The sequence below is a fragment of the Peribacillus sp. Bi96 genome, assembly GCF_918698115.1.
Lineage (GTDB): Bacteria > Bacillota > Bacilli > Bacillales > DSM-1321 > Peribacillus.
The window spans coordinates 1-15,197 of sequence record NZ_CAKKLV010000047.1 but is presented as its reverse complement, the minus strand read 5'-3'; the positions used below and the strand labels follow the sequence as shown (position 1 = coordinate 15,197).

The following is a 15,197-nucleotide window of genomic DNA, read 5'->3' as shown; positions in this document are numbered from 1 at the left end:
ATATCCATTACTACAATCATCAACGAATCAAGGTAAAATTAAAAGGCATGAGCCCGGTAGATTACCGGATTCATGCCCTCAAGGCTGCCTAATTAAATAAAGTGTCTAACTTTTTGGGTTCACTTCAGAATTTGTCCGGATCTTTATGCTTTTTAGGTCAATCTAATTTCTTGTTAGCTGAGGTTTCTTTAATGGATAAGTATAACATCATCAATGTCACAAACCAGCTAATGAGTGAAGCGAATGGAACCGTTGCTTGAAAGGAATCCATGATGGTGAAGAAAATAGTGGTAAGCGTAATGCTGTAAGCACCAATTCTCCATAGATGCCTATAGGAAGTCGAACGGCCAAGGGCACTTTTGAAAAGAAGACCGAAAGCTGCAAGGATTGTCACTTTTATGAAAATCCCACTAGCAGTAAACAAGTATAATATAAGTAGTAGCAATGGAAGGATAATCGGCAGCACAGACTCGACTGAATCAAGCCAAGTGGATATTTTCTGATTATCACCTTCCAAAAGGGAATATGGAGAGGACTGTACGTTGCCTCCAGATACGAAAACGAGATCAGACTTTAAAAGGGCGACAGCTTCATCAGATTTTGCAGCCACTTTTTCCGGAGTCAAGGTCCCGGTACCATCTACAAAAATTTGATATCCATTTTTATTCATGGTGAAGGGTTCACCATTCTCAGTCGTCAATGTGCCATTTTTGATTTCAAATTGAGGTAAGTCTTCAGATACTGTTTCGTGCATGGCATCTAGCCCATCAACCATCATTGTACCGAAATAATAAGCTGAAGGGAGAAAAGCGATGAGACTAACAAAAAATACGTACAAAATCGTTTTGCCGATACCTTGGTTTTGAAAGGAAGCGATATCTTTAGGAGAATATAAGCTTACCCATAGTTGTTTGAATATGTTCAATGTTTTCAGCACCTAACTATATAAGATTCCTAACCAATTTTAACTATATGGGAAAAATAAAACAACCTGTATTCTGCTACATTGGTTTCAACCATCAATAAAGAGGCAATTATGGAGAGAAAGAGGCAAATTACAAATGAAATGAGAAAGGGCGTTTTTAATTGTGGATACACTATTTTGGATCATAATTATCCTCATGTTCATAATGGGCTTTGTCGGTCTGATTTTTCCAATCATCCCAAGTGTTTTATTCATATTTGGCGGAATGTTGTTATATGGATTATTTTATTCTTTTGAACCATTTGGCTGGTTCTTCTGGACGGTCCAAATTTTATTCGTCATCCTTCTGTTCGCGGCTGATTATATCGCAAACATGGTTGGGGTCAAAAAATACGGCGGCACGAAAGCGGGAGTTTGGGGCAGTACGATTGGGCTCCTTGTCGGACCATTCGTGATTCCATTCGTCGGAATATTAATAGGCCCATTCATCGGGGCATTCCTGGCAGAAATCCTAGTTCATAAAAAAGATCCGGTTACAGCTTCTAAAATCGGCCTGGGATCCGTTGTAGGTTTTATAAGCAGTGTGATTACAAAAGGTATCATTCAACTTTTGATGATTGGATATTTTATATACGTGGTATTCTCATAGGAAATATTATTGAAAAATGAAAAAATGAGGCATATGGTTTGAAACGGTTATAAAAATTTGATACTCTATTGCTAGCGAGCTTTAGGTATCATTCGAGAACTGAAGCCCTCAAAAAAAACAGCTTACATAGGGAGGAATTTTATTATGGCTTTTGAACTTCCACAATTACCGTATGCATACGATGCATTAGAACCACACATTGACAAAGAAACAATGAACATTCACCACACTAAACATCACAACACATATGTGACAAACTTGAACAATGCTCTGGAAGGCAACCAAGAACTTCTAAGCAAAAGCGTTGAAGAAATTGTCGCTAACCTTGATGCAGTGCCAGAAGCTGTTCGTACTGCTGTACGCAACAATGGTGGCGGTCATGCTAACCACACATTATTCTGGGAAATCCTTTCACCAAACGGTGGCGGACAACCAACTGGTGAATTAGCGGATGCTATCACTTCAAAATTCGGCAGCTTTGACAGCTTCAAAGAAGAGTTCGCTAAAGCGGCTACTACTCGTTTTGGATCTGGCTGGGCTTGGCTTGCAGTCAACAATGGCGAGTTAGAAGTAACAAGTACACCAAACCAAGACAATCCATTATCAGAAGGTAAAACTCCACTTCTAGGATTAGACGTTTGGGAACATGCTTACTACCTAAACTACCAAAACCGTCGTCCTGAATACATCAATTCTTTCTGGAATGTTGTAAACTGGGATGAAGTTGCAAAACGTTACAGCGCTGCAAAATAATAAGTAATTAAAAAAGACAGGATTCCTTTTGTGAAAAGGAATCCTGTCTTTTTTTTGTTTCTTTAATCCAAACAGGAACATGAAAAAAACAATATAAAGGTAAAGCGTAACGCTGTTTCGCCAAAAGAAGTGAAAGGAATTCACGAGTAACACTTCGAATTCACGAGTAAAAGCTGCAAATTCACGAGTAAACACCGCGAATTCACGAGTAAAAGCTGCAAATTCACGAGTAACGCACAAATTTACGAGTAAAAGCTGCGAATTCACGAGTAAAGGCCAAAAACTCACGAGTAAACACTCCGAATTCAAGAGTAAAAGTCAAAAACTCACGAGTAAAAGCCTGAAATTCACGAGTAACGCACAAATTTACGAGTAAACACTCCGAATTCACGAGTAAAAGCCAAAAACTCACGAGTAAACACCGCGAATTCACGAGTAAAAGCCTGAAATTCACGAGTAACGCACAAATTTACGAGTAAACACTCCGAATTCATTAGTAAAAGCCAAAAACTCACGAGTAAACACTCCGAATTCATGAACATCGACTTCGCCTCCGCCAATCGAAGAGTTTTCTTTACACTGTTTCGGAGTAGAAGAAGCTAAAAGGAAAACAGTATAAGTGCAACTACTTCTCTGTCTTCGCCATCCTGTCTCGCCAATCGAAGAGTTTTCTTTACACTGTTTCGGAGTGGAAGAAGCTAAAAGGAAAACAGTATAAGTGCAACTACTTCTCTGCCTCCGCCAATCGAAGAGTTTTCTTTACACTTTTTTGGAGTGGAAGAAGCAAAAGGAAAACAGTATAAGTGCAACTACTTCTCTGTCTTCACCATCCTGTCTCGCTAATCGAAGAGTTTTCTTTACACTGTTTCGGAGTGGAAGAAGCTAAAAGGAAAACAGTATAAGTGCAACTACTTCTCTGCCTCCGGCAATCGAAGAGTTTTCTTTACACTGTTTCGGAGTAGAAGAGGCTAAAAGGAAAACAGTATAAGTGCAACTACTTCTCTGCCTCCGGCAATCGAAGAGTTTTCTTTACACTGTTTCGGAGTAGAAGAGGCTAAAAGGAAAACAGTATAAGTGCAACTACTTCTCTGCCTCCGGCAATCGAAGAGTTTTCTTTACACTGTTTCGGAGTAGAAGAGGCTAAAAGGAAAACAGTATAAGTGCAACTACTTCTCTGCCTCCGGCAATCGAAGAGTTTTCTTTACTTTTTTTTTACATAAATCCCCTTGTTTTTTCAAACACTAGAGTGGAATTTAAAGGAGAGTTAAAACAATGGGTATTTTAGAGAGATGGTTGGGTGAAGCGGGAGGAAAGAAGGATCTGCACCTCCTATTGTTTATTGGCGGCTTGTACAGTTTAAGCATTGCTTTATCCAATACATTTGTTAATGTGTACTTGTGGAAACAATCCGGTCAAATTGTTGATATTGCCGTATATAATCTAACCGTGGTGCTTTTTCAACCGCTAACCTTTGTTTTTGCAGGCAGGCTGGCGAAAAAAGTGGATCGAATCATTGTTTTGCGTCTAGGTGTTATCTTTTTGGCCCTATTTTATTTATCTGTCCTATTGGTTGGCACGCGGGCCACGGATTTCATTTGGCTGCTTGGTGCATTGATAGGAATAGGCTATGGGTTTTATTGGCTTGCTTATAATGTTTTGACGTTTGAGATTACGGAACCTGAAACAAGAGACTTCTTCAATGGTTTTTTAGGGATTTTATCATCCCTTGGGGGGATGGTTGGTCCGATTCTTTCAGGGTTCATCATTTCGAGGCTTGAAAAATTCACAGGTTATTCCATTGTATTCGGGTTGTCTTTGCTCTTGTTTTCCGTTGCCGTGTTTCTTAGCTTTTCATTAAAAAGGCGCCCGGCTCATGGGAAATACTTTTTCCTTCGGATATTGAAAGAACGTAAAAATAATCGGAATTGGCTTTTAATCACTCGTGCACACTTTTTTCAAGGTATACGAGAGGGTACATTCATGTTCATCATTTCGATTATCGTTTTCATTCAGACGGAGAGTGAGCTTGCCTTAGGGAGCTATGGTCTATTAAATTCAGCCATTTCATTCGTTGCGTATTATCTTGCATCTCGTTATATAAAACAGCCGATGCGAAAAAAGGCGATTCTTATAGGAGGAATCCTGTTGTATGCAGGGGTCTTACTGATTGCCTTTGATTTCACTTTCGGAAAACTTCTCATATATGGGGCGGTGGTGGCAACTGCCTATCCGATTCTTTTGGTCCCTTATATATCATTGACGTATGACATTATAGGCCGAGCATGGAAAGCAGCGGAAATGAGGATTGAATATATCGTGGTCAGGGAGCTTTTCGTTCATTTTGGAAGGATTGTATCAATATCGGGATTCATTCTGTCCGTCCTTTTTTTCGACCTAAAGCAAATGCTTCCGTTTTATCTGCTGATCGTCGGGGCGGGGCATACCGTGATATATTGGTTTGTACGGAAAATCGATATCAATGACCAAGTTTAAAAAAGAGGCCATAGAGGCCTCTTTTCAATTTCGATGCCTTGCGTTTTTGTATGTTATGAGCCGTAAGTCACTTTTTATGGAAAGTTCGTTAGATGTTTAATATTTCTAGAACACTAAGGTAGAAAAAAATATAAATGTTCTATAGAATAGTATAGGACTATTATGACTATGTAAAAAGGATGTGTGGCTTAGTGTGAATAAAAAGAAAAAGAAAAAGACGCATGTGCCTTTCAGATTGAATATTCTTTTCTTTTTAGTGTTTGTTTTGTTTTCCGCTTTAATTTTACGCTTGGGTGTTGTACAGATTGTATATGGTGATGATTACCGGCGTGAGATTGAAAGAACAGAGGAAGTGACCGTGAATAATTCGGTGCCCCGTGGAAAAATGTATGACCGGAATTTAAAACTGATGGTCGACAACCAACCACTGGATGCAATTACATATACACGAAAGCAAGGTACGAAACAAGCAGAAATGGTGGAAACGGCTGAGAAACTCGCAAAATTGATTGAAAAAGACACAGATAAAGTGACTGAGCGCGATAAAAAGGATTTTTGGATATTGAATAATCCAAAATTGGCCGAGAAAAAGATTACGGATAAAGAGCGAAAACAAGTCGAACAGGGCGAGATGGAAGAAAGTGATTTGTATAAGCTTCAGCTCGAAAGGATTACGGCGGATGAAATGAAAATTTCGGATAAGGATATGGAAACTCTCGCCATTTATAGGGAGTTTGCAAGCGGATATGCCCTTACTCCGCAGATCGTGAAAAACAAGAAAGTAACGAAAGAAGAATTCGCCAGGGTGAGTGAAAACCTTGATTCGCTTCCTGGGGTCGATATATCAACGGATTGGGATCGTTTTTATACGTATAATAAAACACTTAAATCTGTATTGGGTAAAGTTTCCTCATCTGAAGAAGGATTGCCTAGTGAAAGCCTGAACTACTACCTTGCACGTGATTACAGCCGGAATGACCGTGTAGGTAAGAGTTATATTGAGGCGCAATATGAAGATATCCTCCAAGGGCAGAAAGCGAAAGTAAGGAATGTGACCGATAAATCAGGAAATGTGGTCGATTCCGAAGTGGTTACCGAAGGTTCGCGAGGAAAAGATCTTATATTGACAGTTGATATGGATTTACAGCTTGCAACAGAGGAAATCATTGAAAAGCAATTGATTGCCAAGAAAAAAATGGGTAACACCAAATTCTTGGACAGGGCCTTTGTCGTCATGATGGATCCCGATACAGGGGAAGTATTAACGATGGCCGGTAAGAAATATGAGAAGGACCCTGAAACCGGCAAATCTTCCATTGAGGACTTTGCATTAGGTAATATCACGACTTCTTATACGATGGGTTCTGCGGTTAAAGGTGCTACCGTTTTAACCGGTTATCAGCAAGGGGCGATCCAGCCGGGTACGTACTTTTATGATACGAAGTTGAAAATCAAAGGTACCCCCGCTAAAGGTTCATATAGTAACTTTGGGAACATTAATGATTTAACCGCCTTAAAAGTATCTTCCAACGTTTATATGTTCAGAACGGCCATTAATATTGCGGGTGCGCATTATGTGCCGAATGAGCCATTGAATATTAGTTCTAGCGCCTTTTCGACCATGCGGAATTCATTTGCCCAGTTTGGCTTGGGAGTCCGTACAGGGATTGATCTCCCGAATGAAATGAGCGGGTTCAAAGGTTCCGAAACATCTCCAGGTAAGCTGCTTGACCTTGCTATCGGACAGTATGATACGTACACACCAATGCAACTCGCGCAATATGTTTCAGCCATCGCAAATGGCGGTAACCGCATGAAGCCGCATATGGTTAAGGAAATCCGCGATCCGGTTGATAATAATGAGGAATTGGGTCCCGTAGCCGAAGATGTTTCACCGACTGTCCTTAATCGACTTGAAATGAAGGAAGAATGGATAAAACGTGTGCAGAGCGGTTTCGAGAAAGTTTCAATGGAACAAGGCGGAACAGCATATAGGTATTTTGGTAATAAACCATATACGGTAGCGGCTAAAACTGGGACGGCGCAAGCGTTCTATGATGGTCCGAACCGAGCGAATTATAGCGAACCTCAAGATACGATGAATATCACAATGGTCGGTTATGCACCTGCTAAAAATCCGGAAGTTGCTTTTGCTGTTGTTGTTCCGTGGGCGTATCAGGGCCATTCGGGCCATGATATGAGTAAAGAAATAGGTGAAGAAATCATGGATACTTATTTCAAACTGAAAAAAGAACGGGCTAAGAAGGAAAATACCGAAACCTCGACTGATTTGAAAGTGGAGAATGGTAAAGAAGTTCAAAAAGACCAGGCTGAAGTTAGAAAAAGCCAGGAAAATGAATAAAAAGTTAAAACACGTTTTTGGGTAAAACCGAAAACGTGTTTTTTTTGCATTTTTAAAAACGAGAGCAGTCCAGTTCTTTCATCTTTACAATTAGTACACAATAATTTACTGAATATTTACATTTGCTTCAAACGGGGTTTACAGTCTAAAAGTATGATTTGGTTGTAGGACAAAATATTCATATAAAATTCTTAGGGGGATTTACAAATGAAACGTTTCAAAGGCATGGCAATGACTGTAGTGATGGGTGGAGTAATTGCAGTAGCGGCGGGTTGTGGATCCGATGACACTAAGACAAGCAGCAGTGAAGGAAAAGGATCAGGCCAACTGCAGGGAGAAGTGATTACGGATGGTTCTTCAACGGTCTTTCCAATCATGGAGGCAGTTGCCGAAGAATATATGGGTGCACAGCCTGATGTGAAGGTTTCAGTGGGATCGTCAGGAACAGGTGGGGGATTCAAGAAATTCATCGCTGGTGATACGGACTTAGCCAATGCATCCCGCCCGGTCAAAGAAGAAGAGAGTGCCTTACTTGATGAAAAGGGAGTTAAATATACAGAATTGAAATTGGCTTTTGACGGTATTTCAATCGTCGCCAATAAAGATAATGAATTCATCGATTCACTAACAGTTGAAGAACTTCAAAAACTGTGGATTGATAATGGAAAAGTGAAGAAATGGTCTGATATACGTCCTGAATGGCCGAAGGAAGAAATTAAATTCTACTCTCCGGGAACCGATTCAGGCACATATGATTATTTCAATGAAGTGATCCTTGAAGAAAAACCTATGGTGGAAAATGCTACGCTTTCAGAAGATGATAATGTTCTTGTACAAGGTGTAGAAGGTGATAAAAATGCGATTGGATTCTTCGGTTATGCCTACTATGCAGAAAATAAAGATAAGTTAAAGATCATTTCCATCGACAACGGTAAAGGTGCTGTTGAGCCAACACATGAAACGATTAAAAGTGGGGAGTATGCACCATTGTCACGTCCGCTTTACACATATGTAGCTAATAAGTCGGTAGCAGAAAAAGAACAAGTTGCAGATTATACTCAATTCGTCATAGAAAATGCAGGAGAGCTCGCTGAAGAAGTGGGTTATGTCAGCCTGCCGGAAGAAGAGTACCAGAAAGATCTTGATAAATTAAAAGAACTGGAAAAATAAACGATATTACAGGCTACTGAAATCCCGCCTTTACTAGATTAAGGCGGGGGTAACAGCTTGTAAATCCAAATATTGTGTGTCTGAAATGGAGGATGCAAGTTGGAACTTAGAAAAACAGAAATGTATTCTGTACAGGAAATGATCCTGGAAAAGAAACGTAAGAAAAAAGTGAATATGGAAAAAATCATACCTAAGCTTTTGTTCCTTACGGCGGCAATTTCCGTCTTTACTACAATAGGGATCATCTTGACGCTTATATTTGAAACATTTATCTTTTTTGACAGAGTATCTATCGTGGAATTTTTTACAGAAGCTAAATGGCTGCCATTTGCATCAACACCTTCATTTGGAATTATGCCACTTATCGTTGGAACGTTGAAGATAACAGTCATAGCAGCGGTGGTTGCAGTGCCAGTAGGGCTTGCAACAGCCATTTTCTTGAGTGAATATGCATCTGAGAAAACACGGAGAATCATCAAGCCGATTTTAGAAGTTTTAGCTGGGATTCCTACTATCGTTTACGGCTTTTTTGCCTTAACTTTTGTAACACCGGTTTTGCGTGATTTATTTCCTTCCCTTGACATGTTCAATGCCCTAAGTCCTGGGATCGTTGTAGGTATCATGATCATGCCGATGATAGCCTCATTGTCGGAAGATGCCCTTGTATCGGTACCAAAGTCGATTCGCGAAGGTGCGTATGCTTTAGGAGCAACGAAACTCGAAACGACAATTAAAGTGGTATTGCCAGCAGCCATTTCAGGTATTATGGCATCCATCGTCCTTGCTTTATCCAGAGCGATCGGGGAAACCATGATTGTGAGCGTTGCCGGTGGCTCGACCCCAAATATGAGCATGGATGTCACTTCATCGATTCAAACGATGACGGCTTATATTGTACAGGTCAGTTCGGGGGATGCAGGGTACGGGACAACGATTTACTACAGCATATATGCGGTTGGAATGACACTGTTCGTCTTTACGCTTATCATGAATTTACTGGCGCAGTTCATCTCTCGCAAGTTCAGGGAGGAATATTAAGTCATGAAACTGATAAACAAAAGTCATGTTGCAAAAAAAATGCCTGCTAGGCTGGCTGTTAACACGATTTGTAAAGGATTATTTTTCTTGGCAACATTGGTTGGCCTCCTCGTATTGGCCATCTTATTTTATCGGATATTCACTCAAGGAATTGGCAGTTTGAATGGGGATTTCCTTCAGAACTTCGCTTCCAGAAAACCTGAAGAGGCTGGTATAAAAGCAGCACTGATCGGTTCGATATGGTTGATGGTAGTGGTGGCTCCAGTTTCCCTGCTGCTTGGTGTTGGAACGGCCATCTATTTAGAGGAATATGCCAGGAAGAATTGGATTACCACTTTTATCAAAGTGAATATTTCCAATCTGGCAGGTGTCCCGTCAATAGTATTTGGACTGTTGGGCTTAACGGTTTTCGTTCGTGCTCTAGCCTTGGACCGGTCCATATTGGCAGCAGGCTTGACCATGAGCCTGCTCGTTCTCCCGGTCATCATAGTAGCTGCCCAAGAGGCCATACGTGCCGTACCTCGTGATTTAAGGGAAGCTTCATTTGGAATGGGTGCAACAAAGTGGCAAACCATATTGAAAGTGGTCCTTCCGGCTGCGATACCTGGCATTTTAACTGGGGGAATACTTGCTTTGTCACGGGCAATCGGTGAAACGGCTCCATTGGTGGTGGTTGGCATACCAATGTTCATCGCCTTTTTACCGCAATCGTTCATGGATACATTTACAGTGCTGCCAATGCAAATCTATAATTGGACATCTCGTCCGCAGGAGGAATTCCAGCAGGTTGCTGCCGCGGGAATCATCGTCTTACTCATCCTGTTAATATTCATGAATTCAATAGCGGTTATCATTCGAAATAAATTCCAGAAAAGATACTGATAGGGGGAAGGAAGCATGAATATGACCTTAACGAGAGAAAAAGAGTCACCGGCAATCGGGGTTGAAAATGTCGGATCAGCTGCCTTGACGGAAAAGGTGTATGAAACATCCAATCTTAATTTATGGTATGGAGAAAACCATGCTTTGAAAAATATTAATCTAGATATGCATCAAAATGAAGTGACCGCCATCATCGGTCCTTCAGGATGTGGGAAATCCACTTACATCAAAACATTGAACCGAATGATAGAGCTAGTCCCAGATGTGAAAACGACAGGCCAGATTAAATATAGGAATAGGAATATCCTTGATCAGTCCTATAAGGTGGAAGACTTAAGGACACAGGTGGGAATGGTCTTCCAAAAACCCAATCCCTTTCCTAAATCCATTTATGAAAATGTTGTATACGGACCAAAAATCCATGGAATTAAAAATAAAAAAATTCTTGATGAGATCGTTGAAAAGAGTTTGAAAGGGGCTGCCATCTGGGATGAAGTGAAAGACCGACTGCATGAAAATGCATATGGACTTTCAGGAGGACAGCAACAGCGCCTTTGTCTCGCCAGATGTTTGGCAATCGAACCAGATGTCATATTAATGGATGAACCGACATCTGCCCTTGATCCGATATCCACTTTGAAAATAGAAGAATTGGTCCAAGAACTGAAAAAAGATTTCAGCATCATCATCGTTACCCATAACATGCAGCAAGCAGCACGTATCTCTGATAGAACAGCCTTCTTCTTAAATGGGGAAGTCATCGAATATTCTGATACAAACACCATCTTCTCTAATCCGAATGATAAAAGAACAGAAGATTACATTACCGGACGCTTCGGTTAAAGAGAAAGGGAGATGCGATAATGATCGTTCGTGAAAATTTTGAGCTTCAATTGAAAGAATTACAGGAGAAAATCGTGAAGTTGGCTAATTTAGCTTCAGGGGCGATATCAAAATCATATGCCGCACTGGAAAACAATAATGTCGATGCTGCTCTTGAAGTTATTGATGATGATACAATCGCTGATTTACTGGAAGAGGAAATTAACGACTTTGCGATTTTACTGATTGCAAAGCAGCAGCCGGTTGCGATTGATTTAAGGCGTATCATTGCTGCCATAAAAATCGCATCGGATATTGAAAGGATGGCAGACTTTGGTGTGAATATCGCTAAATCAGCCATCCGAATCGGTGACCAGCCATTTATTCTGCCTTTAACACCATTAAAAGAGATGCATGATATTACATTAAAGATGATTCAACTCTCGATAGAAGCATTTGAGAAGGAAGATGTTGCTCTTTCGAGAGAAATCATTGAAATGGATGATGAGGTTGATCGCTTTTATGGAGATATGATTCGAAGTCTCCTTCGCCTTTCAGATGAAAAGAACCTTCAGCAGGTCACTCAGCTTTCCTTAATTGCCCGATATTTGGAAAGGACAGCGGACCATACAACGAATATTGCAGAAAATATTTATTTCCTGGTAAGAGGGAGATATATTAGCAGGAATGAATGAACCTATCCCTAAGTTGAAAAAAAAGAGAGGCTTTTTGGTCGGACAAAGTCCATTAAAAAGTCTCTCTTATTATTAATGGGTCAAAGTATTGGCCAATTGTCTAAATGTCATAGTATTCGTAGCCACAAATTCGCCGATTTGAATTTTTTTTGAGAAATCATGTTCATTCATATATGCTTCAAACCCAGCAGCATCATCGATGATTTTTTCCTTTGAAAGCCTACTGGCAATTTCCGATGTTGTCATATTCGATTTGATTTTGATTGTATAGGAAACGATGGAAAGATCCTTTTTTGAAGGTGCTTTTTCCTCTAAGTCTTGATCCGTTTCCTTTGGAGTCTGAACTGTCTGTTTAGCTTCCTTCATCGGAAGTGATACGACAAATCCCTCATTCCCCAGCAATTCCTTTGCTTCTTCTGTAGTCGGGGTGGTACCTTTGATTAATCCAGTACCATAATAACAGCCAGCAAAGATTGTTGTTGTAAAGATGATGCCAGCGGAAAGGCCCTGCATGCTTGCTTTATTCATCTTCATTTCCCCGCAATCTTTGTTGTTCGATGACAGAAATGGTTTGTTCCCTTGTTAGTGAGGATTGTTTGGCGATTTGGTCCAAAGGAAGGCCTTGACTATATAAGGATAGAACCTGGCTTTTTAGAATTTCGTGAATCGGTTCGATATCATTGGAAGTGACAGGCGGTTGTTTGAATCTTTCTTTTATGGGAGGAACAGGGTCATCCTGGATAACGAATTCTTCTTCAAGAATCTTCATTTTCTTTTTTATTTGGTACATATCCTGCATATATGTTATGGTCATCTGTTCTAAATCTTCTTCTAATTTGGCCACTTTGTCTTTTCTGAAAAAGGAAAGGATAAGAAGGACGATTGCTAGCGAGAATAGAAGGATGATGAGAGTTTCCATGTTTTCACCTCAGAAGATAATTTTCGACATATACATATATTTTACACATATTTATAAAAAAATGGTGATTTTCATATTTTAATATCTTCTGAAGCGGCAGTTAACTTCATTTTTTGTCTGTTTTGTATTCAAATTATTGTCGAAAAGCATCATGACTATCGCCGAGAAAAAAAAAAAAAAGCATTAAAACGGAAAAAAACCCTTTGGTAGCTAACTTACATAAAATTCGACAAAATGTGTTTATTGTCCATCAGCCAATTCAGTGCTAACATAAAGGTATAATAAATTGAAAAAACGAAATATTATGAATATTACAAATTAACAAACCCATATGAAATGGTGTGCAGATTCCAAAGTGGATAGTTTCGCTGTCAGCGCCTAACGATAAGATATACAAAAATAACGAAGGGGAAGGGATGATCATATGAATTCGCTATTCGCATATATGCCTCAGGATAACCAGGATCTATATCGTAAGGGATTGAAGGCTGGGTTATGGATGGATGAGAGTTTTGATTGGTATCCTGAGGAAGACATGATGAGTCATCCTAATGGGGATATACGGACACTATTACAAACCTTTACACAGGGGCAGGTGACCTTTTCGAAGTTCACGATAAGGAATACCTCATTTGAGACGAAGCGTCCTAAATTATTTTTTCACTATGAAAACGCTTTCGAAAGACAGGCGGTGGCTTTTTACAGTCCGAATGAACGGGCGATTTTACATGTAGCCCCTCAATCCATTGCCTTATTAGGAGGATTGGTAAAAGGGAAAAGCATTTCACAATATTGCATTCAAGGTAAAGGGAGCCTTTATCAAGAGGGCTGCTTTAAATCACTGAAAGAAGGGCTCTTGGCTTACTCACCGCTCGCAAAAGGTGAGGTCACCAGCATGTTTACATTAGAGACGGAAATCTTGCCGAAGGAATGTGTGGAAGCGGTGGCTTGGGCGATTCATGCTGAAACGAAAGAAGAAGCGAAAGCCATAAATAATCAGCTCCTCCTATCGATGCAAAACGTAACCAGTTAAAAAATAAAAAAGTTATTGTCGGATTTCCCAAAAAACATACTAGCAATTCACAGTGAATAATGCTATTATAGAAAAGTCCTATGTGAAAAAGTCAATATGTTTGGAGGGAAATACACATGCGCGTGAATATTACATTAGCTTGCACTGAATGTGGAGACCGTAACTATATTTCTAAAAAAAATAAACGTAACAATCCAGACCGTCTTGAGCTTAAAAAATACTGCTCAAGAGAAAAACGCAGCACGACTCACCGTGAAACAAAGTAAGCAACAGGATTTTTCCTGTTGTTTTTTTTATGCATTTTTTTAATCCTTTCCTTCCTTTTTTCAAGAACACCATTTGGTGCATCTATTTTCCATGCAGGGAAGGATTCGGCAACTTCCCACTTCGTATTTTTCGTACAGGAACAAATATTATGAGATAATAATAGAAGTAGACCAAAGGAGTCGGAAACGATGAGAGAAAACAAGAAAATGCTCCGCCAGGAAGTCAGATCCCGTCTAAGGGAGCTGACCAAAGAGGACCATGAAGAACTATCGAACAGAATAGCTGAAAACTTATTTTCGCTTGAGGAATGGAAAAAAGCTAAAACCATTGGTATCACCATTTCCATTCCGCCTGAAGTTCCAACTGTACGGATCATCGAACAAGCATGGAGCGAGGGCAAAGAAGTGGCAGTACCTAAATGTGATCCTGAAAAAAAGACAATGGAATTCAAAAAGATTTCGTCCTTCAATCAGCTGGAGTCTGTTTATTCCGGTTTGCTTGAACCGGTATCCGAAACAGCTAAGGCCCTCAAGGAGGAATTGGATGTATTGATTGTACCCGGCCTTGCTTTTACCCGTGAAGGGTATCGCCTAGGCTTTGGGGGAGGCTATTATGACCGTTACCTTTCTTTTTACCGAGGAGTTACCATGGCTCTTGCATACGAGCTTCAGATAATGGATGAACTCCCGATAGAGGTGCATGATAAGGCAGTCGGTAAGCTCATTACCCCAACGAAGGTTTTTCGTACATATGCCCATTAGTCGAAGAAGTTCGTTAATTATCACTTTTAGCTCATAAAAATCCTGTCCTTATATCACACTAATGATAGGAGGGATTGTTATGCTTCGATTAATTATTCAAATCTTCTTGGTTGGTTTAGTGGTTTTTACAGGATATAAAAATCGGTACCGCTTGCTAAATGTGGTGCTATCCAACGGCATACTGAGAAGATTTCTAGTGACCAAATCCTTGAATATGCCAATGTTCAGGGATAAAATGATGCAAAGCATGTTCAGTCAGACCAAATGATGATGCCGGCATCTTGAAAAAAGGAACCTGTTCTGAAGTGAACCCAAAAAGTTAGACACTTTATTTAATTAGGCAGCCTTGAGGGCATGAATCCGGTAATCTACCGGGCTCATGCCTTTTAATTTTACCTTGATTCGTTGATGATTGTAGTAATGGATAT

General features: G+C 40.1%; 19 protein-coding genes. 14 read left to right on the top strand and 5 right to left on the bottom strand.

What is annotated here, in order from left to right:
• On the top strand, positions 1 to 92 hold a 92-nt coding region (locus tag LQ203_RS26645), incomplete at its 5' end, for an IS3 family transposase (protein ID WP_230156708.1).
• 65 nt (positions 93 to 157) lie between these two features.
• Here LQ203_RS26645 and LQ203_RS26640 read toward each other — a convergent pair.
• Positions 158 to 925, bottom strand: coding sequence for a DUF1189 domain-containing protein (locus LQ203_RS26640; RefSeq protein WP_230162862.1), 768 nt, complete (start codon positions 923 to 925; stop codon positions 158 to 160).
• A gap of 163 nt (positions 926 to 1,088) precedes the next feature.
• Between LQ203_RS26640 and LQ203_RS26635 the strand changes: the two genes are divergently transcribed.
• Positions 1,089 to 1,574, top strand: coding sequence for a DUF456 domain-containing protein (locus LQ203_RS26635; RefSeq protein WP_230162860.1), 486 nt, complete (start codon positions 1,089 to 1,091; stop codon positions 1,572 to 1,574).
• Positions 1,575 to 1,718: 144 nt separating this feature from the next.
• Positions 1,719 to 2,327, top strand: a complete 609-nt coding sequence (sodA, locus tag LQ203_RS26630; protein ID WP_034308436.1) for a superoxide dismutase SodA — start codon at positions 1,719 to 1,721, stop codon at positions 2,325 to 2,327.
• Between the two features lie 347 nt (positions 2,328 to 2,674).
• Here sodA and LQ203_RS26625 read toward each other — a convergent pair whose 3' ends face one another.
• Positions 2,675 to 2,869: a hypothetical protein gene (locus tag LQ203_RS26625; RefSeq protein ID WP_230162859.1), complete on the bottom strand. Its 195-nt coding sequence runs from the start codon at positions 2,867 to 2,869 to the stop codon at positions 2,675 to 2,677.
• 730 nt (positions 2,870 to 3,599) lie between these two features.
• On the opposite strand from LQ203_RS26625, the gene LQ203_RS26620 reads away from it, so the two are divergent.
• The 7 genes from LQ203_RS26620 (at position 3,600) to phoU (ending at position 11,789) form a co-directional block, all read left to right on the top strand.
• On the top strand, positions 3,600 to 4,820 hold the full coding sequence (locus tag LQ203_RS26620; RefSeq protein WP_230162857.1) for an MFS transporter: 1,221 nt from the start codon (positions 3,600 to 3,602) through the stop codon (positions 4,818 to 4,820).
• Positions 4,821 to 5,013: 193 nt separating this feature from the next.
• Positions 5,014 to 7,182, top strand: coding sequence for a penicillin-binding protein 2 (locus LQ203_RS26615; protein WP_230162855.1), 2,169 nt, complete (start codon positions 5,014 to 5,016; stop codon positions 7,180 to 7,182).
• A gap of 207 nt (positions 7,183 to 7,389) precedes the next feature.
• A complete protein-coding gene (locus tag LQ203_RS26610) occupies positions 7,390 to 8,352 on the top strand; it encodes a PstS family phosphate ABC transporter substrate-binding protein (protein WP_230162853.1) in 963 nt (320 codons plus the stop codon).
• Between the two features lie 120 nt (positions 8,353 to 8,472).
• Entirely contained in the window at positions 8,473 to 9,390 is a 918-nt protein-coding gene (gene pstC / locus LQ203_RS26605) for a phosphate ABC transporter permease subunit PstC (protein WP_230162864.1), read from the top strand.
• Between the two features lie 3 nt (positions 9,391 to 9,393).
• Entirely contained in the window at positions 9,394 to 10,272 is an 879-nt protein-coding gene (pstA, locus tag LQ203_RS26600) for a phosphate ABC transporter permease PstA (RefSeq protein ID WP_230162851.1), read from the top strand.
• A gap of 15 nt (positions 10,273 to 10,287) precedes the next feature.
• Positions 10,288 to 11,115, top strand: a complete 828-nt coding sequence (gene pstB / locus LQ203_RS26595) for a phosphate ABC transporter ATP-binding protein PstB (protein WP_230162849.1) — start codon at positions 10,288 to 10,290, stop codon at positions 11,113 to 11,115.
• Between the two features lie 20 nt (positions 11,116 to 11,135).
• Positions 11,136 to 11,789 (top strand): phosphate signaling complex protein PhoU, encoded by a 654-nt coding sequence (phoU, locus tag LQ203_RS26590; protein WP_230162847.1) that lies wholly within the window; start codon positions 11,136 to 11,138, stop codon positions 11,787 to 11,789.
• A 72-nt stretch (positions 11,790 to 11,861) separates the two neighbouring features.
• Here phoU and LQ203_RS26585 read toward each other — a convergent pair whose 3' ends face one another.
• Both LQ203_RS26585 and LQ203_RS26580 read right to left on the bottom strand, forming a co-directional pair.
• The gene (locus tag LQ203_RS26585) at positions 11,862 to 12,317 is read right to left on the bottom strand and encodes a hypothetical protein (protein ID WP_230162845.1); all 456 of its coding nucleotides are present in this window, start codon (positions 12,315 to 12,317) and stop codon (positions 11,862 to 11,864) included.
• On the bottom strand, positions 12,310 to 12,708 hold the full coding sequence (locus LQ203_RS26580; protein WP_230162843.1) for a hypothetical protein: 399 nt from the start codon (positions 12,706 to 12,708) through the stop codon (positions 12,310 to 12,312). The genes LQ203_RS26585 and LQ203_RS26580 overlap by 8 nt, the downstream gene beginning before the upstream one ends.
• A 424-nt stretch (positions 12,709 to 13,132) precedes the next feature.
• Here LQ203_RS26580 and LQ203_RS26575 point away from each other — a divergent pair, with 424 nt between their 5' ends.
• The 4 genes from LQ203_RS26575 to LQ203_RS26560 all read left to right on the top strand — a co-directional run bounded on the left by LQ203_RS26575 (position 13,133) and on the right by LQ203_RS26560 (position 15,037).
• Entirely contained in the window at positions 13,133 to 13,741 is a 609-nt protein-coding gene (locus tag LQ203_RS26575; protein ID WP_230162841.1) for a hypothetical protein, read from the top strand.
• Positions 13,742 to 13,857: 116 nt separating this feature from the next.
• A complete protein-coding gene (rpmG, locus tag LQ203_RS26570) occupies positions 13,858 to 14,007 on the top strand; it encodes a 50S ribosomal protein L33 (protein ID WP_028391797.1) in 150 nt (49 codons plus the stop codon).
• Positions 14,008 to 14,196: 189 nt separating this feature from the next.
• The gene (locus LQ203_RS26565; RefSeq protein ID WP_230162839.1) at positions 14,197 to 14,769 is read left to right on the top strand and encodes a 5-formyltetrahydrofolate cyclo-ligase; all 573 of its coding nucleotides are present in this window, start codon (positions 14,197 to 14,199) and stop codon (positions 14,767 to 14,769) included.
• A gap of 79 nt (positions 14,770 to 14,848) precedes the next feature.
• Positions 14,849 to 15,037 (top strand): hypothetical protein, encoded by a 189-nt coding sequence (locus LQ203_RS26560; RefSeq protein ID WP_230162837.1) that lies wholly within the window; start codon positions 14,849 to 14,851, stop codon positions 15,035 to 15,037.
• Between the two features lie 68 nt (positions 15,038 to 15,105).
• On the opposite strand, the gene LQ203_RS26555 is transcribed toward LQ203_RS26560, so the two are convergent.
• The coding region (locus tag LQ203_RS26555) for an IS3 family transposase (RefSeq protein ID WP_230156708.1) at positions 15,106 to 15,197 on the bottom strand (92 nt) is incomplete at its 5' end.

Excerpts from the sequence above, each read along its gene's own strand:
- sodA (WP_034308436.1), top strand. The coding sequence starts at position 1,719 with ATGGCTTTTGAACTTCCACAATTACCGTATGCATACGATGCATTAGAA.
- LQ203_RS26625 (WP_230162859.1), bottom strand. The coding sequence starts at position 2,869 with ATGTTCATGAATTCGGAGTGTTTACTCGTGAGTTTTTGGCTTTTACTA.
- LQ203_RS26620 (WP_230162857.1), top strand. The coding sequence starts at position 3,600 with ATGGGTATTTTAGAGAGATGGTTGGGTGAAGCGGGAGGAAAGAAGGAT.
- LQ203_RS26610 (WP_230162853.1), top strand. The coding sequence starts at position 7,390 with ATGAAACGTTTCAAAGGCATGGCAATGACTGTAGTGATGGGTGGAGTA.
- pstC (WP_230162864.1), top strand. The coding sequence starts at position 8,473 with ATGTATTCTGTACAGGAAATGATCCTGGAAAAGAAACGTAAGAAAAAA.
- pstA (WP_230162851.1), top strand. The coding sequence starts at position 9,394 with ATGAAACTGATAAACAAAAGTCATGTTGCAAAAAAAATGCCTGCTAGG.
- pstB (WP_230162849.1), top strand. The coding sequence starts at position 10,288 with ATGAATATGACCTTAACGAGAGAAAAAGAGTCACCGGCAATCGGGGTT.
- phoU (WP_230162847.1), top strand. The coding sequence starts at position 11,136 with ATGATCGTTCGTGAAAATTTTGAGCTTCAATTGAAAGAATTACAGGAG.
- LQ203_RS26585 (WP_230162845.1), bottom strand. The coding sequence starts at position 12,317 with ATGAATAAAGCAAGCATGCAGGGCCTTTCCGCTGGCATCATCTTTACA.
- LQ203_RS26580 (WP_230162843.1), bottom strand. The coding sequence starts at position 12,708 with ATGGAAACTCTCATCATCCTTCTATTCTCGCTAGCAATCGTCCTTCTT.
- LQ203_RS26575 (WP_230162841.1), top strand. The coding sequence starts at position 13,133 with ATGAATTCGCTATTCGCATATATGCCTCAGGATAACCAGGATCTATAT.
- rpmG (WP_028391797.1), top strand. The coding sequence starts at position 13,858 with ATGCGCGTGAATATTACATTAGCTTGCACTGAATGTGGAGACCGTAAC.
- LQ203_RS26565 (WP_230162839.1), top strand. The coding sequence starts at position 14,197 with ATGAGAGAAAACAAGAAAATGCTCCGCCAGGAAGTCAGATCCCGTCTA.
- LQ203_RS26560 (WP_230162837.1), top strand. The coding sequence starts at position 14,849 with ATGCTTCGATTAATTATTCAAATCTTCTTGGTTGGTTTAGTGGTTTTT.